16 protein-coding genes are annotated in these 23,489 nt (G+C 46.1%); 15 read left to right on the top strand and 1 reads right to left on the bottom strand.

The window, feature by feature from the left end:
* Positions 1–15 precede the first annotated feature (15 nt).
* The 3 genes from BLR32_RS00820 to BLR32_RS00810 all read left to right on the top strand — a co-directional run bounded on the left by BLR32_RS00820 (position 16) and on the right by BLR32_RS00810 (position 3,184).
* A complete protein-coding gene (locus tag BLR32_RS00820; RefSeq protein ID WP_089828344.1) occupies positions 16–1,314 on the top strand; it encodes an adenylosuccinate synthase in 1,299 nt (432 codons plus the stop codon).
* Between the two features lie 100 nt (positions 1,315–1,414).
* Positions 1,415–1,873: a hypothetical protein gene (locus BLR32_RS00815; protein ID WP_089828343.1), complete on the top strand. Its 459-nt coding sequence runs from the start codon at positions 1,415–1,417 to the stop codon at positions 1,871–1,873.
* Between the two features lie 111 nt (positions 1,874–1,984).
* On the top strand, positions 1,985–3,184 hold the full coding sequence (locus BLR32_RS00810) for an anthranilate synthase component I family protein (protein ID WP_245705326.1): 1,200 nt from the start codon (positions 1,985–1,987) through the stop codon (positions 3,182–3,184).
* A 6-nt stretch (positions 3,185–3,190) separates the two neighbouring features.
* Here BLR32_RS00810 and BLR32_RS00805 read toward each other — a convergent pair whose 3' ends face one another.
* Positions 3,191–4,123: a TIGR01777 family oxidoreductase gene (locus tag BLR32_RS00805; protein WP_089828341.1), complete on the bottom strand. Its 933-nt coding sequence runs from the start codon at positions 4,121–4,123 to the stop codon at positions 3,191–3,193.
* A 267-nt stretch (positions 4,124–4,390) separates the two neighbouring features.
* On the opposite strand from BLR32_RS00805, the gene BLR32_RS00800 reads away from it, so the two are divergent.
* From BLR32_RS00800 to BLR32_RS00745, 12 genes are all read left to right on the top strand, one after another.
* Entirely contained in the window at positions 4,391–5,899 is a 1,509-nt protein-coding gene (locus tag BLR32_RS00800; protein ID WP_143011312.1) for a hypothetical protein, read from the top strand.
* Between the two features lie 229 nt (positions 5,900–6,128).
* Positions 6,129–6,764, top strand: a complete 636-nt coding sequence (locus BLR32_RS00795) for an RNA polymerase sigma-70 factor (RefSeq protein ID WP_089828339.1) — start codon at positions 6,129–6,131, stop codon at positions 6,762–6,764.
* A 90-nt stretch (positions 6,765–6,854) separates the two neighbouring features.
* The gene (locus BLR32_RS00790; protein WP_089828338.1) at positions 6,855–7,823 is read left to right on the top strand and encodes a FecR family protein; all 969 of its coding nucleotides are present in this window, start codon (positions 6,855–6,857) and stop codon (positions 7,821–7,823) included.
* Positions 7,824–8,027: 204 nt separating this feature from the next.
* Positions 8,028–11,597 (top strand): SusC/RagA family TonB-linked outer membrane protein, encoded by a 3,570-nt coding sequence (locus tag BLR32_RS00785; RefSeq protein WP_089828337.1) that lies wholly within the window; start codon positions 8,028–8,030, stop codon positions 11,595–11,597.
* A 34-nt stretch (positions 11,598–11,631) separates the two neighbouring features.
* A complete protein-coding gene (locus BLR32_RS00780; RefSeq protein WP_089828336.1) occupies positions 11,632–13,242 on the top strand; it encodes a SusD/RagB family nutrient-binding outer membrane lipoprotein in 1,611 nt (536 codons plus the stop codon).
* 21 nt (positions 13,243–13,263) lie between these two features.
* A complete protein-coding gene (locus BLR32_RS00775) occupies positions 13,264–13,884 on the top strand; it encodes a hypothetical protein (protein WP_089828335.1) in 621 nt (206 codons plus the stop codon).
* A gap of 45 nt (positions 13,885–13,929) precedes the next feature.
* Positions 13,930–16,659: a M14 family metallopeptidase gene (locus tag BLR32_RS00770; protein WP_089828334.1), complete on the top strand. Its 2,730-nt coding sequence runs from the start codon at positions 13,930–13,932 to the stop codon at positions 16,657–16,659.
* Positions 16,656–18,098 (top strand): amidohydrolase, encoded by a 1,443-nt coding sequence (locus BLR32_RS00765; protein WP_089828333.1) that lies wholly within the window; start codon positions 16,656–16,658, stop codon positions 18,096–18,098. The genes BLR32_RS00770 and BLR32_RS00765 overlap by 4 nt, the downstream gene beginning before the upstream one ends.
* A 6-nt stretch (positions 18,099–18,104) precedes the next feature.
* On the top strand, positions 18,105–20,879 hold the full coding sequence (locus BLR32_RS00760; RefSeq protein ID WP_089829854.1) for a M14 family metallopeptidase: 2,775 nt from the start codon (positions 18,105–18,107) through the stop codon (positions 20,877–20,879).
* Positions 20,880–20,968: 89 nt separating this feature from the next.
* A complete protein-coding gene (locus BLR32_RS00755; protein ID WP_089828332.1) occupies positions 20,969–21,535 on the top strand; it encodes a hypothetical protein in 567 nt (188 codons plus the stop codon).
* A 22-nt stretch (positions 21,536–21,557) separates the two neighbouring features.
* Positions 21,558–22,184 carry a DNA-3-methyladenine glycosylase gene (locus BLR32_RS00750; RefSeq protein WP_089829853.1) on the top strand — a complete coding sequence of 209 codons (627 nt, stop codon included), beginning with the start codon at positions 21,558–21,560 and terminating at the stop codon, positions 22,182–22,184.
* A gap of 101 nt (positions 22,185–22,285) precedes the next feature.
* The gene (locus BLR32_RS00745) at positions 22,286–23,455 is read left to right on the top strand and encodes a tetratricopeptide repeat protein (protein ID WP_089828331.1); all 1,170 of its coding nucleotides are present in this window, start codon (positions 22,286–22,288) and stop codon (positions 23,453–23,455) included.
* Positions 23,456–23,489: the final 34 nt, after the last annotated feature.

Below are 23,489 nucleotides of genomic sequence, written 5' to 3'. Positions count from 1 at the left end.
TCAATATCAACTCTTATGGTAGATGTTTTGCTGGGCCTACAGTGGGGCGATGAAGGCAAAGGAAAGATTGTGGATTACTTTGCAGGTAAATACGATGTCATAGCCCGCTTTCAGGGTGGGCCCAACGCAGGGCATACTTTATATGTGGATGGCCAGAAGGTAGTATTGCATACCATTCCTTCCGGCGTATTTCACAAAAATACCATTAACCTGATCGGTAATGGTGTGGTACTGGACCCTGTGACTTTTAAAAAAGAATGCGATAAGATCTCTTCTTTGGGTGTTGATCTGAAAAAGAATCTTTTTATTGCGGAAAGAACGCATATTATCGTACCTTCTCATCGTGCACTTGATAAAGCGTCAGAATTAGCCAAAGGCAGTGAAAAGATCGGTTCCACTCTGAAAGGTATTGGACCGGCTTATATGGATAAAACAGGTCGTAATGGTCTGAGAGTAGGAGATGTGTTGCGTGCTGATTTTAATGAACGTTATAACAAACTGAAAGAGAAACACCAGCATCTGCTGGCAGGATATGACTTTACTGCTGAAGTAAAAGCTGAAATTGCAAAGGATATTGCTGATTGGGAAGCTGAGTTCTTTGATGCAGTGAGCTACCTGAAACAGATGAATATTGTGAACGGAGAATATTTCATTAACGATAAACTGAAAGCAGGTAAGAAAGTCCTGGCAGAAGGTGCACAGGGCAGCATGCTGGACGTAGATTTTGGTACATATCCGTTTGTTACTTCTTCCAGTACTATCTCTGCCGGCGTATGTTCCGGACTGGGAGTAGCGCCTAAATGGATAAAGGAAGTGATCGGTGTAACGAAAGCATATTGTACCCGTGTAGGTAGCGGACCATTCCCTACAGAACTACATGATGCTACCGGCGAAAAGCTGCGTGCAGAAGGTAATGAGTTTGGTGCTACTACCGGCCGTCCACGCCGTTGTGGCTGGATAGACCTGGTAGCGCTCAATTATACCTGTATGCTGAGTGGTGTTACGCAATTAGTCATGACTAAAAGTGATGTACTTGATGCATTTGATGAAGTGTACGCATGTACTGCATACGAAATCAATGGTCAGCAGACAAAAGCAATGCCTTACCAGCTGAATGATGCAGAAGTAAAACCAGTATGGGAGAAGCATAAAGGATGGAGTGACGAAACAGCTGCCAAAAGCAGGCACTTTAATGAGCTGCCGGCCGAGATGAAATCTTTCGTAAAAGCAGTGGAAAGTTACCTGGATGTACCTGTGAAATTTGTGTCAAATGGACCAGGCAGGGACCAGATCCTGGAGCAGGAAAATGCTTAAAAAAGTACGGAAAAAAATCGGCAAAAAAAATTTGGCTAATACAAAAAACTGTTAAAACTTTACGCAAAAGTAATACGCTAAAGACTTAAGTGAACCTATTATGAAATCAAAATCTGATAACGAAAAAGAGACCAAAAAGACTAGTTCTCCAAAGACTACGAAAGCCACGCCTAAAGCTGCTAGTAAGCCAAAGAAGGAAGAGGAGGACGATGAAGATGATCTGGACGAGGAGGAAACTCCCCGTAAGTCTGCTGCTTCTAAAAAATCAGATAAGTCGCCTTCAAAGTCAAAGAAGAAAGATGATGATGAGGATGATCTGGATGATGAGGATGATGATATCGATCTGGATGATGAGGATGATAATTGGGGCAAGAGCGATGATGAGGATTATGATCCTGATTTCGAAGAGTTTGACATGCCTAAACCTAAGAGCAAACGTGGCCGCCCTGGTAAAAAGAGCGCGGACGACGATGATGATCTGGGCATCGACGACGAATTCAAAGACATGGGCCTGTTCAACGACAGGGGTGGCTTTGATGATGATGACGACGATTTCTAAGCATTAAAAGCACGCATTATCAGGATATTCTACGGTTTCCCGGTTAATGATCCAAAGTTATTTAAACAGCAAATGTTGAATTGGAGTAATCAGTTCAACATTTGCTGTTTTTTGGATAATAACAACTACGCTTCCATCTACCACCAAAACGAAGCTATACTGGCCGCAGATGCGCTGGATACTCTTTCCTGCAATGCCGGCAACGCATTCCCCTCATTACTGCAGTATCATAATACCCACCGTGACTGGCTGTTCGGCCATCTTGCATACGATCTCAAAAACGAAGTGTTTCCGGGCTTATATTCCGATAATAAAGACGGAGTAGGTTTTCCTGACCTTTTCTTTTTCCGGCCCCGTATCGTCATGCTATTGCGTAATAACGAGGTGCAGATAGGAGGATGGAAGATGAACGAAGCAGACGCCCGTAGCGTGTATACAGCTTGTCTTGCAGCAAAAGAAGAAAAGGTGCAGCAGATGCCGGCCGGTAAAGTGCAGGCTTATCTCGACAAACAACAATACCTCAACGCCGTTACCAGCTTACAGGAACATATACACCGGGGCGACTGCTATGAAGTGAATTTCTGCAGGGAGAATTTCATTGAAGACGCTATCGTACACCCCCTTTCTCTTTTTAAACGACTGAACAGCGTTTCTCCTTCTCCCTTTGCAGCATACTACCGCACAAATGACCTGTACCTTGCCTGCTCCAGCCCTGAACGGTTCATGCAGAAGAAAGGTGCTTTTGTGATATCACAACCTATAAAAGGCACGATCAGGCGCGCAGAGACGCCCGCTGCTGATGATGAACGCCGAAGGGAATTACGGCAGAACAGCAAAGAGCGGGCAGAGAATGTAATGGTGGTCGACCTGGTACGTAATGACCTTTCCCATACCGCCACACGTGGTAGTGTACAGGTGGCAGAGCTATTCGGTATCTATTCTTTTGCACAGGTGCATCACATGATCTCAACGGTGACGGCTACCCTTGAAGAGGGAGTATCTTTTACAGACGTGATTAGTCAGGCCTTCCCGATGGGCTCCATGACAGGTGCGCCTAAACTGAGTGTGATGCAACTGATTGAACAATATGAGCAATCCCGCAGAGGACTGTTTTCCGGCGCCCTTGGATATATTACCCCCGAAGGCGATTTTGACTTCAACGTTGTTATACGCAGCATACTGTATAATGCCGGCAGGAAATACCTTTCTTTCCAGACCGGGTCTGCCATTACTTATTATGCCGATCCTGTAAAGGAATGGGAGGAATGCCTGTTAAAGGCGGAAGCCATGAAAAATATTCTGGAAGGTTAATACAGACTATTTATCCTTCTCCTGGAAGATGTTTTCCATCGCACTACGGATATCCGGGTATGAAAATACAAATCCTGTTTCCTGTATCTTGACAGAGGATGCCCGGCAGCTTTTCAATACTTCAATACTCATCTCACCCAGCGCCAGTTTCAAGGCAAATGTGGGCACATATACAGGCAGGAAACTTCTTCCTTTGGCCTCCTGGGCCATCGTCATTACCAACTCTTTATTTTGTACAGGATGCGGTGCTGCTGCATTGTAGATGCCTTCCAGGTCATGATTCACAATAGTGCTCAGGTAAATACGGGCCAGGTCATGAAGATGGATCCAGCTGACATATTGTTCCCCGTTACCGAGGATAGTGGCAAATCCAAATTGTAAAGGTTTATAGAATTCCTTCAGTGCGCCGCCGGCCAGGCTAAGTGCGATGCCGGTGCGCAGGATGACCACCTTTTTCTGTAATTCCCGCATTTTCAGCACGCTGTTTTCCCAGGCCACACAGGTATTTCCCAGGAAATCGCCGAATGGCGGATCGGTTTCCGTAAAGGCAGTTCCGCTTTTATTCTCACCGTAGTAGCCGATACCTGAGGCGCTGATCACCTTTTTGACCTTATTAGGGTATTTGCTGAGCGCATCGAACAACAAACCGGCACTCTGTACACGGCTGTTCACGATCTCTCTTTTACGGGCAGCAGTCCAGCGTTTATCCCCGACATTAGCCCCTGCAAGATGGACGATGTAATCTGCCTGTTGTATAGCTGCTTCATCAATTGTCTGACGGGCAACATCCCAATGGGCATAGCTGACCAGTTCATTATCCGTATAGCCATTGCTCATGTGCCGGCTCAGGATAATGACTTTATAACCAATGTCTGTAAGCAACTTTGTAAGCGCCCGGCCCACGAGACCCGTGCCGCCGGTAATTAACACCGTATCCATAATCGTAAAAATACATAATTCAGCATTAGAAATTACGAATTGAAAGTGATGAATAACAGCAGTGCCCCTGTTTCCCCTGAATAACAGGACTAAAAAGGCCCGATAGAGGAAGATACCCCTAATTCGTTCGTCGTAATTCGTAATTACGTATTTTAGTGTTGGCTGGTGGGAGATGCTCCACGTTTTCCTGCCCCTGTTTCACAATGAATGATAGTGATTTACCGTTAAATCTATAGCCTAAACTTGCAACCTTTTAAAATATAAGCAATGCGCATTCTATATCTCTATGCTTTACTGGTCTTATGGAGTGGGGCTGTAATGGCTCAGAAGATCTCCTATACAGAGCCGGAAAGGGACGATTACAAAAGCACGGAATTCGAAATTATAGGCAGGGTATCAGGGAATATACTGGTATATAAGAGCGATAGAGGTGATTATGTCGTTTCTATCTATGATAATGCCATGGGACTGAAAAGCCGGGTAAAACTGGATTTTCTGCCTAAAAAGCTGATCAGTGTCGATTTTGTGGCCTATGCTGATAAAGTATTCATGTTGTACCAGTTCCAGCGTAAAGATGCTGTTTATAGTTTCTGTGCTACTATGGACGGTAATGCCCGCTTTGCTGATGCCCCGGTATTAGTGGATTCTACCAGGATCGGATTTTACTCCAAAGAGAACAAAGTGTACTCTGTAGAGTACTCGGAAGACAGGAATAAGATCATGGTGTATAAGATCAACCAGGATAAGGAGAACGACAACGTATTCTATACATTCCTGTATGACAGCGCCTTTAAACTGATCAACAACAGCCGGGTATCTCTGCCGATGGAAAGTAAAAAGTCTTTCCTCAGCAACTTTAATCTCACCAATGAAGGCGACCTGCTCTTCAATAAACTGGAGCGCACCAGCAACAGGGATTATATCGTCAGCGGCAGCCTTATCATCAAACGGGCTGTAGTAGATTCCTTTGAGAATGTACCAATGCAGCTCAAGACCCAGTTGCTGGATGAGGTGAAAATGAAAGTGGATAACAACAATAAAAAAGTGCTGGTCACGGCCTTTTACTATAAGCAGAAGAGAGGTAACGTAGAAGGCCTGTACGTCAGTAAATATGATTATGTACAGAAGCAGCTGCTATATGAAAAGGAAGTCGCGTTCACTCCCGAGCTGAAAAATAACGCTAAAGGAGAATCGTCCACCAACGCAGCTTTCAACGACTACTTCATCCGTAAGATCATTAACACTGCCAATGGTGGTTTTATCGTTACTGCAGAATCTTACTACACTACTTCCCGCACCCAACCCTGGAACCGCTGGAACTATATGTACGGCCCTTATGGTATGTATACACCGTACTATTATTCGCCGTATTCACCGTTTTACTACAATCCCTGGTACAACAATTACAACTCCCAGGACCGTTTTCACTACGACAATATAGCAGTGCTTTCTTTGGATAATGACGGTAACCTGCTCTGGAGTAATTTTGTACACAAGAGCCAGTATGACGATGGGTCAGACCTGTACCTGTCCTACCTGATGGTCAATATCGGCAGTGAACTGCGTTTCCTGTTTAATGACCTGGACAGGCGCAGTTATATCCTGACAGACAACAGTGTACAGCCTGATGGTAAAGCCAGCCGCATGCCAACCTTACGAAACCTCGACAAGGGTTTCACCTGGATGCCCCGCTATGGTAAACAGATCAGTGGCCGGTCGGTACTGGTGCCCTGCATCTATAGGAACTATATCTGCTTCGCAAAAATTGACTTTTAAAGGGGCAAAGAGCATGTAATTGACCTGTTGCCTGTATATAGCATATTCACAAAGAAAAAGCCGTCTCATGTTCAATGAGGCGGTTTTTTATTACGTGGACAAGCAAAGCAATCTGTCTCTCCAACCGGAATGACCTGAGAAAAGCATCCTATTACACTGCGAAAAAATTGCAGACTACTTAAAAGAAGTAGTTTTTGAAAGAAAATGATGAGTTTTATGATAATCGGCTATGATTTCTTTACTTTTTTTTGTTAGTTTATACTATCAACCAGGTTCAGCACGCCTAAAAGCCTACATTATCGGAAATTTACATACATATGATGATGCAGATCTTGTCGCTCTATTACTAACAGGAGATAGAGCAGCCTATGAATGTATTTATAATAAATACTGGCCTCTTTTATATGCTTACGTCTATAACCGTCTGAAATCGAAAGAAGTGACGGAAGAACTGATCCAGGAGGTTTTCTTTTCCCTTTGGAACAGACGTGCCGAACTACGGTTACAGCAAACCCTTTCAGCCTACCTGTACACGGCAGTTAAATACCAGATCTTCAACTATATCAAGGCAGACAAGGTACGGAAAACCTACGCCAGCTCTTTCGCCCGCTATAATGAGCCTTTGCAGGATAATTCAAGTGAAGAGCATGTGGCCTTTGCCGATCTGACCAATGCCCTCGAGAAGGAAGTATCCCGCCTACCCGAAAAATGCCAGCAGGTGTTCCGAATGAGCCGGAATGAACACCGTTCCATCCATGATATTGCCAATGCCCTGAATATCTCCCATAAGACTGTAGAAAACCATCTTACCAAGGCCCTGAAGCATTTACGCCTCGCTTTCAGGGAATATTTCTGGTTTTTATAAATTTTTTCCCTCCCGATAGGTGTATCCCCTTTCTCAGTTTACATAATATATAGACGCGCCGCCATATACTAAAACAAGTCTCAGCTACTGATGGACAACAAGGAATTTAAACATTTACTGGATAGATATACTAAGGGCCTCCTCAATAAACAGGAAATGGAACACCTGGAAAAGTGGCTTGACACTATGGAAGATAAAGCAGCATTTGACAATCTTTCACCGGAAGAACTGTCAAATGCAAAAGAGAAAATGTTCAGCCGTCTGCAACAACGTATAAGTCAGCAGCAGGCAAAAACAGTCCGTATGTTTCGCCCGGCGCAAAAGATAGCAGTTGCAGCGACAATCGCGGTGGTCTTCATAGCAGGCTATGTCTGGAGGAAAAGTGTGCTGGATATTGTGGCCCCGCATAGAACAACTTACGCATATAGCGACGAAGGGCATATCCGGAAACACATACTGTCCGATGGTAGTATTGTATGGCTGAAAGGGAAAAGTAAACTGACTTTCCCTGCCGTTTTTGATAAGAATAAACGTCCTGTAACACTGGAAGGAGAAGCCCTGTTTGAAGTAGCAAAAGATGCAAAACGTCCTTTCGTGGTATACTGTGGCTCACTGACCACAGGTGTATTAGGCACCAGCTTTAATATCCGTAAGAACGAAAAAGGAGAAGTGGCCATATCAGTATTGACAGGATCTGTAGTAGTAGGATCGGAATCAACAAAAGAACAGATCGTCAGCACAAATGAAAGTATTGTTTATTCAGAAGTACATGCTTCAGTAGTGAACGTGCACCCGTCGCGCAAAGACATACATGAATTCATCAGGGGAACAGAATATGACATGACTTTCAATGATGCCGGCATGAACGATGTAATACAGAAAATTGAAAAGAAATTCGAAGTAAAGATCAACCTGGAAGATACCGCCATTCGAAAGCATCGCATCACAGCAGACATGACAGACCAATCTTTAGCACATACGATGGAGATGATCAGCCAGGCTCTCAACCTGGACGTAACGATCAATGACAAGATGGTATTAATACGAGCAAAAAAATAAACTATGAACTGTAATTCAACCAAAATCAGGATGTATCACTATCACACTAAAAGAGTCGCCTATGATGAAAGTAAACAGGAAAAATAAAAGCAGGAGGTGACAGCCCCCTGCTGAAATTGATTTAGCCCTGAAATACTGCGTGACAGCGCAGTAAGGGAATTCCTTTGTCTTATTCAACCAGAAATCTAACAAAGAAACAGGCCTATGTCCATAAATGTAAAGACAAATGTTTTTATTACCAAATCCGTCATTATCACATCATTAGGCATAATGATGTTCTTCTCAGCCAGTCCCGGCGCCCTGTATGCACAGAATATCCTGAACAGAAAGATATCACTGCAGGCAGATGATATGAGCCTTAAAATGGTGCTCAACCAGATCAGGTCAAAAGCAGACGTGAAATTTGTGTATAGTTCCGATCGTATTGCGATGGATAAAAAAGTTACCGCAAATGCAAATGAAGAAGAACTCGGCAAAGTGCTGGACAAAGTATTGGGGAAACTGGATATAAACTTCGTTGTCAATGATGGCTTTATTATCCTGAAAGAGAAAAGTGAACAACATAATATTCAACCCCAGCCGTCTGCTCCTACAGCAGATACAGTGATCAGGGGTAAGGTACTCAGCGAAAGTGGCGATCCCTTTCCCGGCGCAACGATCGTAGAAAAAGGCACCGGTAATGGTGTGACTTCAGGAGGTGATGGCTCTTTTACACTAAAGGTAAAACAAGGCGCTACGCTGGTGATCACCGCTATCGGTTATCATGTAACAGAGATTGGTGCAGCACAGGCAGGTACCATCAGGCTGCAGGCTGCGGTGAAACAACTGCACGATATTGTTGTAACAGCAGCAGGTATCGCACGTCAGAAGAATAGCCTGGGTTATTCCGTTAGCACCATAGGTTCTGAGAAACTCGCCCAGAAGTCTGAACCCGATCCTGTACGTGCACTGACAGGTAAAGTGGCCGGTGTGAATATACAGTCTGCCGGTGGTGTAGCTGGCGGTGGTACCAACATCACCATTCGTGGTAACTCTTCTCTCAATGGCAACAACCAGCCGCTGTTTGTAGTGGATGGTGTACCTTTTGACAACTCCAGCTTTGCGAATGTAGGCTCCTCTTCAGTAGGCGGTGTCGGGGTAACCAACCGCGCATTCGACCTTGATCCTAACAACATACAGAGTATGACAGTACTCAAAGGTGCAGCAGCAGCTGCACTGTATGGATCAAGAGCCGCCAACGGCGCTATCATCATCACTACCAAAGCAGGTAAGAAGAAAAGTCGCAAAGGTACCGAGATCACCTACAATACTTCTTACGCCATTGAAGAAGTGGCCGGACTCCCTGAATACCAGACACGCTACGGACAAGGTACCAACAACGACTACAGGCAAGGTGTATATGCTTCCTGGGGCCAGCCTTTTCAGGGGGTTCCCAGCATGCTGCCTACCCGTACTACTATCCCTCATCAGTTGACACGTCAGTTCAGCTCCGCGGTATTTCCCGAATTTTATGAAGCAGATGGTGTAACACCCATACAGGTTCCCTACAAATCCTATGCACGGGAGAATGCGAAGAACTTTTTCAGAACGGGGAGTGTATACGAAAATGCGATTACTATCTCTTCCGGCAGTGAAAAGGGAAATTTCAATGCAGGCTTTTCCAATACAGATAACAGGGGAGTGGTACCAGATAATGAGATTAAACGCACCTCTGTGAATATCGGTGGCAATATCCGGCTGGAAAATAAGTTTTATGCCAGCGGCTCTATCAACTATGTGACCACCCGTCAGAAAACGCCTCCTGTAGGCGGATTGACAGGGTCTATCATGTCAACGCTGATGTATGTGCCCACCAGTTATGACCTCACTCATTACCCTTTCGAAAATCCAATAGATGGTAGTAATGTATATGACTATACTGGTGTAGACAATCCATATTGGTCAGTAAAACATAGTCCTAACAAAAGTGATGTGGACCGCTACTATGGTAACCTCATTGTAGGTTTTGATCCTTTCTCATGGCTGAATGTTCAGAATACGATCGGCTTTAATGCATACACAGACAGGCGATTGAGTGTAAGAGGGAAAGGATCATCTTCCTATGCTAATGGTAGTATCACAAGCGATAATATCTACCGGCAGGAACTGGATAATACCCTGCTGTTGACAGCAACACATGCTATCACGCCAAACGTCTCCGTTCGCGCCATTGTAGGAAATAACGTGAACCAGCGTTTTACAGACAGGAAGGCTTTTTACGGAGATAACATCATCGTGGCTGATCTGCATGATATGAACAATACCAGCTCTGTAACAGGTGTGCAGCTCACTAATAACAGGAATCTGCTGAAGCAGCGCTACTATGCGTTCTTTACAGATATCACCCTTGACTATAAGAACTTTGCTTCATTGAACTTCGTAGGCCGTAATGATGTATCGTCTACGCTGCCTGCCAATAACCGCAGTTATTTCTATGGTGGTGTGAATGGCTCGCTTGTATTTACAGAAGCCTTCCATCTGCCAAAAGAAGTACTGAATTTCGGTAAAGTAAGAGCCGGGTATACAAGAGTAGGTAATGAAGCATCTCCTTATCAGACCGCTAATTTTTATCAGATCAATGCTATTCTCGGTGGCGCGACTCCTTCGAATGTGGGATTGCCATTCACTCCACAGAACGGCGCCGTATACAATATCGTTACGCAATCCAACCTGCTGACAAATGCCAACCTGAAACCCGAGTTCATCACAGAACTTGAATTAGGTGGAGAATTGCAGTTCCTGGATAATCGTATTGGTTTAGATCTGACTTACTATAATAAACGCAGTACCTCACAGATCTTTGAGGTAACAGCAGCACCTTCATCCGGTTACACCACACAGATCCTCAACCTGGGTGAGGCTACCAATAAAGGAATAGAGATCGGTTTTACAGCTACTCCTATCCGCACCGCTAATGGTTTCAACTGGGATATCAATGCCAACTTCACCCGCAACAGGAATATGATCAAAGACCTCGGAGGCTATCAGAGTTTCAGCTATGGCGGTACCAACGGAACCAGCAGCGTGCATATTGTCGGACAGCCCTACGGATTGATCCAGGGCACCGCTTATGCACGTGATGAGGAAGGTAATATCCTCATAGATCCTGCTTCCGGCAAACCATTGGTATCAGGCTCGCTGAAGGCAATCGGCAATCCGAATCCGGATTTCATACTGGGTATCACCAATACCTTCCGGTACAGGAGCCTGACGCTAAATGTACTCTTCGACTGGAAACAGGGCGGACAGATGTACTCCAATACCGTGGGGCAGATGATGTCCCGCGGTGTAACCAGAGATACGGAAGAGCGTGAATTCCAGATCGTTTCTCCTGGTGTGATGGGCGATATCAATACGCTGAAAGCATTGCTGGACGAACGTGGAAAAAAGATACCGAACAATGTGGCGATGTCTTATGAAGATCATTTCTTCAATGGCGGTATGGGGCCTGGCGGTGTGAATGAAGGCTCCATCTTCGATGCGACTGTGTTCAGACTGCGTGAGATCTCGCTGGCATATGACTTTCCAAAGAGCTTACTGGGCAATTCACCATTTGGCTCCGCCACTATCTCATTGTCTGGAAGGAACCTCTGGTACAACGCACCGAACTTCCCTAAGTATACCAACTTCGATCCGGAAGTAAGCTCACTGGGTGTGGGTAACTCACAGGGTTACGATAACCTGTCAGTGCCTACTACTAAAAGATTTGGTGTCAACTTAAGGTGTTCCTTCTGATATGGGATATTGATCACTCAACCTGTCATGAATTATGAAATTGAAATATAGCACATACACACTCCTGGTAACCGGTATGGCTTTCTTAGCCGGTGCCTGTAATAAGTTTGTCGATATCAATACGGATCCCAATAATCCGACCACAGCGCAGTTATCGTTATTACTGCCATCTACGGAAGTATCTATGGCCGCTAATATGTATGAACTGAATAGTGGTACTTCCACCTTTATGCAGCACATGGTATCGTCTGGTGATCTGAGTCGGTATCAGCAACAGGGCACCAGTTTTGATGATCCCTGGGACGGGTTTTACAGCCAGACATTGAATGACCTGGAATCCATCATCAACAGCGGCACCACGCAGGAGGAATGGGGCTATGTGGCTGTTGCGAAAATTGAGAAGGCCTACCTGGTGAGCCTGATGGTAGACATGTGGGGCGACATACCGTATTCGCAATCGGAGAAAGGGCAGCAAACCGTAAGCCCTCGGCTGGACAAAGGACAGGAGATCTATGAAAGCGTACTGACACTGATTGACGACGCCCTGCAGGATGCAGGTAAAGTAAGTGCCTCAGGCTTGATGCCTTCCAGCGCCGATATGATCTATGGTGGTTCAAAGAATTCCTGGATCGCATTGGCCAATTCACTGAAGTTAAAACTCTACAACCAGATCCGGCTGGTAGATCCGGCCCGGTCCACCGCAGCGATACAGGCATTGATCAGCAATCCTGCCACACTGATAGGAGGAACGACCAATACCAATACAACGGACTATACGTTCAGGTTCGGCTCAGCACAGAACCCTAACAACCGCCATCCGTGGCATCGTTCTGAATATCAATCCAGCAAGAACTTCTACATGTGCCAGTCATTTGTAGACCTGCTGTTCAACAACGATGATCCCCGTTTGCGGTATTTCATCTATCGTCAGAATGCAACAGCAGGCCTGAATAACTCCACCAACAGTAATGGTTACTATGGCCGTAATCCCGGTGATGGTACTGCTGCACCGGCTGACCTGAACAGGCGTTCTACCTTTGGAGTATATCCGGCAGGAGGCTTGTATGATAATGCGCCCATCAATAACATTCCGGACACCTATAGCTATCTTAGCAATGCAGGCGCTACTGCCAGTCTGAAAGTAGTTGCTACTTCCGATGGCACCGGTGCCGGTGTTATTCCGCTGCTCACCAACGCTATGGTAAAGCTGATCCGCGCAGAGGCAGCACTGGCATTGAACACCGGCGATGATGCGAGACAGAATTTCGCTGATGGTGTTACCGCACACCTGAATAGTGTGAGCACCTATGGTGCTGCAAATGGTGGAGTGGCTTTATCGCCCGCTGCTGTCAGTGGATTTGTGAATAAACTGTTGACAGCCTATGATGCTGCAGATGCTGCCGGTAAGATGAATATGGTGATGACACAGAAATACATTGCCTGTTATGGCAATGGTATGGAGGCGTACAACGACTACAGGAGAACTGCTCTGCCGGTATTACGTGCGCCTTTATCGCCCTTGAACGCATTCCCTTTAAGGCTTTATTATTCCCAGACAGAACTATCTGCAAACACCAGCCTGGGCGAGAATGCCAGTGCATTACAGGTAGCACAGCAGACCACACCTGTATTCTGGGATAAATAATCATCACACAAAAATTAACACATGAGATATCTGATAATTGCAATACTGATCATTTACACCGGTCTCCCTGCCTGCAAAAAAGCAGACTATGAATGGGAACAGTATCAATACACTGCTGTGCCCATTGTAACCGTCGATACGACAAAGACAGCTCTGCCTACGAGGCAGGCCGGTAAAGTCGCATTCTTTAATCTGAATGATCCCAACCTGGCCGATCAGGAGTTTGCCTTCACCCTTGACTGGGAGGGCTTTGATAAAGTAACCGTCACTTCCATAGAAGTGTATACGAGTTACAACAAAGCTGAATCCAGTGTGCCGGCTTATCCACTGGTGATCTCCTCTCCGGGAAACCAGTACACCAATATTGCCCAGTTTCCACTGCCCAGCATTATCGGCTCACGCGACAAATTGTATGAAACCGTTACGACCTTTCCTAAAATATATTCGTTCACTGCTACTCAATTGGCAGCCATGAATAATGTATCGCTTGGATCTGTAGCAGTAAATGATTATTTTCTCTTCAAGTTTATACTGAACCTTAGCGATGGTCGCAGGATCATAACATTCTTTAACAATATTTGTGATGAGTCACGCGGTGAACCCGGCGATTGCAGAGTAGGCGTGAGATTTAAAAAGCAGTAGCCCACTGCTGGCGGAAGGCCGGCAGGGTAAAATAAAACCTTACTTATGGCAGGAAAACTCTACGGTATGCTGTCGCTGCTCCTATGCACAGCGGTGGCGTGGGGACAGACAGTTCCCTCTCCAAAAGAACATTTTGGTTTTAATATCGGCGATGACTATCAGCTGGCCACCTACACACAGACAGAAGCCTACTTTAAAAAGCTGGCGGCTTCTGATCGTGCAGAGCTGGTAGACATCGGTACAACGGAAGAAGGAAGGCATCAGTATATGCTCATCGTATCTTCTCCGGAAAACCTGAAGGCATTGAGCCGCTACAAGGAAATCTCACAGCAGTTGGCGCATGCGGCAGGACTGACAGATGAAAGCGCCCGTAAGCTGGCAGCAGAAGGTAAAGCAGTCGTATGGATAGATGGCGGATTGCACGCTACTGAAACAGTAGGAGCGCATCAGCTGATCGAAACAATGTATCAGCTGGTAACGCGTACCGACGCTGAAACAATGAACATCTTACAGAATGATATCATCCTGCTGGCACATGCCAATCCTGACGGGCAGGAGCTGGTGTCTGACTGGTACATGCGTATGGCTGATCCGAAGAAACGTGCATTGAATATTCCCCGTCTGTATGAAAAGTATGTAGGCCATGATAACAACAGGGATTTTTATATGATGAATATGAAGGAAAGCCAGAACATCAGTCGTCAGCTGTTTGTAGAGTGGATCCCTCAGATCATGTACAACCACCATCAGCGCGGGCCCGCGGGCTCTGTATTGGCTGGCCCTCCTTACCGTGATCCTTTCAATCATATTTATGATCCACTAATTGTGACCAGCATTGATGCAGTGGGCGCCGCTATGAACAACAGGCTGAATGTTGAAAACAAACCCGGTTATACCCAGCGTAATGGATCTACATTTTCTACCTGGTGGAATGGCGGATTACGTACTACGCCTTACTTCCATAATATGGTAGGATTGCTTACAGAGATCATCGGCGGCCCAACGCCTGAAACCGTGCCACTGGTGCCAGACAGGCTGGTGCCCAATGGCGCTACGCCCAATCCGGTAGCACCACAGGAATGGCATTTCCGTCAGTCGATAGATTATTCTGTTTCGCTGAACTATGCAGTATTGGATTATGCGGCCCGCTACAGAAGTGAGTTGCTGTTTAATATTTACAGGATGGGTAAAAATGCAATTGACCGCGGCAACGGCGATCACTGGACATTTTATCCGAGATATATAGACTCCATCCGTGTTGCATATAAAGTGGAAAGGAAAAGAGATACCACCACTGAAGGTGAAACAGGTGGTGAGTTTGCTTTTGGCAGGGAAGATACTATTGCTGCAAAATATTATGCAGGTATACTGAAAAACCCTGACTACCGGGACGCACGCGGTTATATTATTCCTGCAGACCAGGCAGACTTCCCCACAGCTGTGAAATTCATCAATGCATTAAGCCGTTCGGGTGTTACCATTCATAAAGCAACAGCCGCTTTTACTGTAGAAGGTAAACAATATCCGGCCGGTTCCTATATTGTAAAAACAGCGCAGGCTTTTCGTCCGCATGTCATTGACATGTTTGAACCACAAGATCATCCAAATGATTTCCAATATGCCGGAGGGCCTCCTATCCGTCCTTATGATGCGGCAGGATGGACGCTGGCTTACCAGATGGGCGTACAGTTTGACCGTATCATGGAAGGATTTGACGGACCTTTCACACAGTTGCCCTATGGTCAGATCGAAGCACCATTAGCCACTACTTTACCCGCCGCTAAAAAAGGCTACCTGATAGATGCTTCCTCCAACAATGCGTTCATCGCTGCGAATGATCTGCTGAAGGCGGGCGTGAAAGTATCCCGTACTGTTAATGGTGGATTCTATATTCCTATAGGAGTAAAGGCACAGAACATACTCACGAAAGCAACGGCGGAACTGGGCATTCGTGTTACCGCAGCAGATATTACACCCGCAGGGCTGAAGCCGGTCGCACCCTTACGCATAGGCATCTGGAACACCTACGGCGGTTCTATTCCCGCCGGATGGATAAGCTGGTTGATGGAACAATATCATTATGATTATAAGATGCTCTATTCACAGGAAGTAGATGCAGGCGATCTGCGTAAGAAATACGATATGCTCATCTTTGTATCAGGCGCTATCCCTGATACAGGTAAGCCTAAAAAGAATGACAACAGTTATAATAAACCGCCTAAGCCGGAAGAATTGTCTGACGAGTTTAAGCCCTGGCTGGGACGCATCACTAAAGATACTTCTGTTCCGCAGCTGAGGAAGTTCCTGGAAGCAGGTGGTAAAATTGTTACTATTGGTACAAGTACAAACCTGGCATACCACCTGCATTTACCGGTGGAAAATGCGTTGGTAGAAAAGAATGCAAAAGGTGAATGGAAACCAATACCAGGTACGAAATATTATATCCCCGGTAGTTTACTGACCGCTGACCTGGATACTACAGCAGAGGAAAACCGGGGAATGCCGGCGAAGAATGACGTATATTTCGATAGAAGCCCGGTATTTAAATTTACGGCAGGCGCAGAAAGTGCCGGTCTAAAGAAGCTGATCTGGTTCTCTACAGCAACGCCATTACATAGTGGCTGGGCCTGGGGACAGAAATACCTGAAAGATGGTGTAGCAGCATTCGTGGCACCGGTAGGTGCGGGTAAATTATATGCCTTCGGACCAGAGATCACATTCCGTGGTCAGTCACACAGCACTTTTAAACTATTATTCAATCAATTGTACAAATGAGAAGACTGATTATATCATTCCTTTGTTTCCTGCCGGCATTAGCTGGGGCGCAGAATAAGGACAAGAAAGCAATTGCAGCATACTTAGATCAACAGACGCCTGCATATACAAACATTGCAAAGAAGATCTGGGGATATGCAGAAGTGGGGTACCAGGAAGAAAAGAGTTCCGCGCTGTTACAATCTACATTGCAGCAGGAGGGATTTACGGTGAAAGCAGGTATCGCTGGTATTCCTACAGCTTTCGTTGCCAGTTATGGCAGCGGGCAACCTGTTATCGGTATCCTGGCGGAGTATGACGCATTACCGGGGTTGTCGCAGGTAGCAGAACCGCAACAAAAGGCAATACAGGAAGGGGGCGCAGGTCATGGTTGTGGTCATAACCTGTTTGGTACAGCTTCAGTTGCTGCAGCCATCAGTGTGAAGAACTGGTTGAAAGATCATAACGGGAAAGGTACTATCCGCGTGTACGGATGTCCGGCAGAAGAAGGCGGCTCCGGCAAAGTATATATGGTAAGAGAAGGGATGTTTGATGATGTAAGCGCTGTGTTACACTGGCATCCGGGTAATGATAACGCTGCGACGATCTATCCCTGGTTGTCCAACAAGAATGCGAAGTTCCGCTTTTATGGTGTGGCAGCACATGCCGCAGGCTCGCCTGACAAAGGACGTTCTGCACTGGATGGTGTGGAAGCCATGGATTATATGGTGAACATGATGCGTGAGCATATTCCGCAGGAAACGCGTATTCATTATGTGATCACAAAAGGAGGCGATGCACCCAATGTGGTGCCTGCTTTTGCAGAAGTGTATTATTACGTGCGTCACCCGGATATGCAGGTGGTAAAAGATGTATGGGCAAGACTGGTAAAAGCTGCAGAAGGCGCAGCCCTGGGTACAGGTACAAGAATGAATTATGAAGTGATAGGGGGTGTGTACAATATGTTGCCTAATGAAACATTGTCAAAGATAATGGATAGCAATCTGCGCCAGGTAGGAGGATTTACCTATACATCTGCAGAAAGAGAGTTCGCCAAAAAGATCCAGTCCACACTGATCGACACATCGAAGCTGCCCAACCTAGATACAGCGACTGCCACCATACAGCCTTTCATATCAGATAAACACGATGCCATCGGCTCTTCTGATGTGGCAGATGTAAGCTGGGTAACGCCTACCGCCGGCATTACCACCGCTACTTTTGTACCTGGTTCTTCGGGTCATAGCTGGCAGAATGTGGCTGCTGCAGGTAGCAGCATTGGCGCGAAAGGAATGATGGTGGCTGCAAAAACAATGGCATTCACTGCCTATGACCTGTTTAATAATCCGCTTGCTTTAGAAACCGCAAAAGCTGAACTCAAAAAACGTCAGGGCCCCTCTTTCAAATATGAGGCGATGCTGGGCAACCGCGCCCCGGCATTGGACTACCGTAAAAAATAAATGCTTATGAAACACACCTTATCGGGCTGGCTGCTGATGGCAGGTATTTGCTGCACATCACAGTTACAGGCCCAGACTGTGCCATCACCTAAAGAACACTTCGGATTTAATATCGGAGACGACTATAGGCTGGCAACCTATACACAGACAGCTGCCTATTTTGAAAAGCTGGCCGCCACTTCCGATAGAGTGAAACTCACAGATATCGGCCTGACAGAAGAAGGGCGTCATCAGTATATGCTGATCATCTCCTCACCTGCCAACCTTAAACAACTGGATTATTACAAGCAGATCTCCCGGCAGCTGGCAAGGGCCGAAGGCATTACGCTACAGCAGGCACGCGATATGGCTGATAAAGGAAAAGCAGTGGTATGGATAGACGGCGGATTGCATGCCACCGAAGTAGTGGGGGCACATCAGCTGATAGAAACAGCCTGGCAGCTCACCAGTCGCAATGACGCAGAAACAAGTCGGATACTGGATAACGTGATCGTATTGATGACACATGCTAACCCCGATGGACAGGAACTCACCAGTAACTGGTACATGCGCAATGCAGACACCCTGAAACGTTCAACAGAACAATTGCCGGTGCTGTACCAGAAATATATAGGACACGACAATAATCGTGACTTCTATATCATGAACATGAAGGAAAGCGTCAATATGGGAAAACAGTTGTTCCTAGAATGGATGCCGCAGATCATGTACAATCATCACCAACGTGGTCCGGAAGGTTCTGTATTGGCGGGACCTCCGTACCGCGACCCATTCAATTACTTCTTCGATCCACTAATGATCACCGGTATTGATGCACTGGGTGCAGCAATGTACAATAGACTGAATGCAGAAGATAAACCCGGTTATACACGTCTGAACGGTTCCAGTTTTTCTACCTGGTACAACGGTGGCCTGCGTACAACAACCCAGTATCATAACATGATTGGATTGCTGACAGAGATTATTGGTAATCCTACCCCTGAAAAGATACCTGTAGTACCGCAACGCCTGATTCCGAACGGGGCCACGCCCAATCCTGTAAAGCCAACAGGTGACTGGCGTTTCAGGACATCTATTGATTACTCAGTATCATTGAACTATGCCGTACTCGATTATGCTGCCCGTCAGCGGGATGAGGTCCTGTACAACATTTATAAGATGGGTAAGAATGCAATAGACAAAGGCAATACAGATTCCTGGACCTTATCTCCAAAACGTGCAGAAGCCATTACAGCAGCCTATAAGAAAGATAAGAATGACACTACCAAAGACGATGGCAGCGATCCTTACGGATGGATGAAAAGGGGGAGTAACATCTCTATGTCGTATTACGACGCCATATATAAGAATCCCGCAGAAAGAGATCCTCGTGGATATATCCTACCGGCCAACCAGCCGGATTTCGCTACGGCAGTAAAATTTATCAACGCGCTGATCAAGGCAGGTATTGCTGTACAGAAGGCAACAGCGCCATTCACAGTAGGAGGAAAACAGTATCCGGCCAACTCTTATATAGTACGCACGAATCAAGCCTTCCGTCCGCATGTGCTGGACATGTTTGAACCACAGGATCATCCTAATGACTTCCAATATCCCGGTGGTCCTCCTGTCCGTCCTTATGATGCGGCAGGATGGACGCTGGCTTTCCAGATGGGTGTAAAGTTTGACCGCGTACTGGATGATTTCAGCGGGCCTTTTCAGCAAATCCCTTACGGCGAACTGCAGTCCCCGATGGCCGGGCCATTTACACCTGCAGCGAGCGGCGGTTACCTCTTGAGCCCCTATGTGAATAATGCGTTCATTGCGGTGAATGACCTGATGAAAGCAGGAGTAAAGGTATACCGGTTGCCGGAAAGCGTAGGAAGCGAAGCTCCAGGTACTTTTTTTATACCTGCAGGAGTACAGGCCAACAGTATCTTAAAAGCGGCAGCCACTCAATTAGGTGTAGTAAGCAAACCTGTAGGTAAGCGTCCTAAAGGGGCGGTGGAAACAACGCCGTTGCGTATTGCCCTGTGGGATAATTATGGCGGTTCTATGCCTTCCGGCTGGATCCGCTGGATGATGGAGCAATATCACTTCCCTTTCAAACTGGTATACCCGCAGGATATTGATGCCGGCGACCTGAAGAAACAATACGATGTGATCGTGTTCGTGACCAGGGCTATTCCTCCTGTTTCTGGCGAAGAGCCTAACCGGTATGGTTCCAGGCAGACGCCACCAAGCCCTGACGAGATTCCTGAACAGTATCGTCATACATTGGGAAGGATCACAAAAGATACTTCCGTTCCTAAACTGAAGGAATTCCTGGAAGCGGGCGGTACCATTATCACTATCGGTACGAGTACCAACCTCGCTTATCACCTGGGCCTCCCGGTACACAATGCCCTGGTGGAAAAGGGAAAAGACGGCAAGGAGCAATCATTACCCGGTACTAAATATTTTGTGCCCGGCAGCATCCTGCAGGTGGCCTTTGACAGCACCCGGACGGCCGCCTGGGGAATGCCTTCCTACGGGGATGTTAATTTCGATAACAGCCCTGTCTTTAAACTGGACAGCGATGCTGAAGCGAAAGGTGTACGTCCGGTTGCCTGGTTTGCCACAGACAAGCCCTTACGCAGCGGCTGGGCATGGGGACAATCTTATCTTAAAGATGGAGTGGCCGCATTCGAGGCTACGGTTGGCAAAGGCAGGTTATATGCCTTCGGTCCGGAAATAACCTTCAGGGCACAGTCGCACGGCACTTTTAAGCTATTGTTCAATGGTTTATATGGAATTAAATAGGTGATAAACGATACGATCAAAAAGACCGCCTCATGTTATATGCGGCGGTTTTTTTATTTTAGTACCTTAGAAGAATAACCAATGTTAATATGGAAGAATTTTATGATGCAGCCTCCGAAAAATACAAGAAGTATTTATTGCAGGTAATTTACAAAGACGAGACTTATTATACTGTTTCTGGCACCGATATGTCAGATAATGATACTGACAGATTGCTGACAGATAAGGACGGTAAGATCTGTTTATATGCCGACCTTCCTGCGTTAAGGAAAGGCATTGAAGAAGGCATTATTACTTTCGATACCCCCAATTTACAGGCATGGGGTAAGGAGATCAATGAAACCGATACTGCTTATACAGGCTTCGATTTTTCTTCCCTGAAGGCAGAAATCCTGGAGGCAGACGATGATCCGCTATTGTACGAGATCTACGGTGCCCTGGGAGTGGTGAAGGACTATGCGCTGCAGGAAAACGTGACAGAACTGTTGTCTCTTCTGAACAGCGACATTGTAGAGGAATATATGGAGATCTGTGCCGATCTTTTCCTGTGGTCATCAGATACAGATTCCTTTAGAGAAGACTTTGATTTTGAAAGTCTTGTGCCTGTGCTGAATAAGATCTATGCATTGCTGGAGCCCCATTTAAAGATTGTTTAACGGAAGCCGTTATACTAATATTTTGCCGACCACCGCTTATCAGAAATTGTCATCCGGTTTTTACAACCGTCCAGATGTTTTAACTATAGCCCGTGAATTGCTGGGAAAGATCATCGTCACGAAATTCGACGGTGAGCTAACGGCTGCGCGTATAGTAGAAACGGAAGCCTATGCCGGGGTTACCGACAAAGCTTCCCATGCTTATGGCGGCCGGCGTACTGCCCGTACGGAAGTCATGTACCATGAAGCCGGCCGGGCGTATGTATATCTATGTTATGGTATCCATCAGTTATTCAATATTGTGACCAATAAAGTGGATGTTCCACATGCAATACTCATCAGGGGGGCAGAACCAATAACAGGCGTACCCGTTATGCTGCGACGTACCGGAAAGAAAGTGGCAGATTTCACGTTAACCAGGGGACCGGGAAATGTATCAAAAGCACTTGGGATCACTGTCGGGCATACGGGTGAATCACTGCTGGAAGATGCATTTTATCTTGCCTCAGATGGCTTTGTGCCCGCGAAAGAAGATATCCTTACAACTCCCCGTATAGGGGTGGACTATGCAGGGGCAGATGCCTTGCTGCCTTACCGCTTCATTATCCGTAACAATAAGTATGTAAGCGGAAAGCCAGTCAAAAAATAACCTTCGTTAAAGTATTCCTAATCATTTCGCCGGACCAGAACTCTTCAGATAATAAATATTTATCTTTATTACATTTTAAGGGACAATCTCAATACCTATTTATGCGAATACCACGAACCCTGCTGGTGATCAGTTGTTTTGCTGTATCTGTAGCGCAAGCCCAGACGACTGACAAAGAAAAGGCCCTCGCCAAAAAGAATGAAGCCATTGAACTGATGGATAACGGTAAACTGGCAGAGTCCATTACCTTACTCGAAGAAGCCCGTAAACTTGACCCGGCCGAACCGGAAATAGTTTATGAAATGGCCTTAGCCAAATATCAGCAAAAGAGCTTTGACGAAGCCATGAAGCTGTTAAAAGAACTGGTGAAGAAGAAACAGGCAACAGGCAGGGTGTATGCTATGATGGGCAATGCGCTTGATGAAATGGGAAAACCGGAGAAAGCCATTGATGCTTATGATGAAGGCATTAAAAAATTCCCGGGAGAAGGTAATCTGTACCTGGAGCGTGGCGTAATGGAACTGAGGAGAAGTGAGTACAACGCTGCTCTCGGATTCTTTGAAAAAGGAATAAAGGCAGCGCCTATGTATCCGTCCAACTACTACAGGGCCGCAAAGATTTTCCTTGATTCCGATCAGGAGATATGGGGAATGATCTACGGAGAGATCTTTATGAACATCGAACGTGGATCCAAACGCACAGAAGAGATCAGCAAACTTTTATATTATACTTACAAAGGAGAGATTAAATTTGAGTCTGATACTACCGTGTCCGTAAGTTTTGCGAAGCAGAACAATACGATCGTGCTGGATGCCAGCCAGAGTAAAAAAGCACAGGTTAGTTCTCTGGCCAGTGCCCTGGCCGAGCAGGTGATGGCGTCGATGGGAAAATCTTTTGCAAATGGAGCCTACGAAATGACCCTGGTGAAATCAATAATAGGGGAGAAGATGATCAATCTGGCATCTTTGAACCGTATAAGGACAAAATTTCTGGACATCTATACACAGGAGGGGCGGGATACAACTTATCCCGTTGTGCTTTTCGATTTCCAGCGGAAAGTGAAAGAGGCGGGACACCTGGAGGCCTATAACTACTGGATACTGGGACTGGGAGATGAAAAGGTATTCGGAGAATGGAGGAGCGAACATGAACAGCAATGGAACGACTTTATGAAATGGTTTAAGGAGAACAGGATAAAGATTACAGAAGAAAATACTTTCATACGAACACAGATTATCCTGGCGGATGCTATAAAGAAAGCAGCGAAATGACAACATCGAAGGTATTCAGCTGTTCTCATTAAGC

Source organism: Chitinophaga filiformis (genome assembly GCF_900102545.1).
GTDB lineage: Bacteria > Bacteroidota > Bacteroidia > Chitinophagales > Chitinophagaceae > Chitinophaga > Chitinophaga filiformis.
This window is presented reverse-complemented; position numbering and strand designations above follow the sequence as displayed.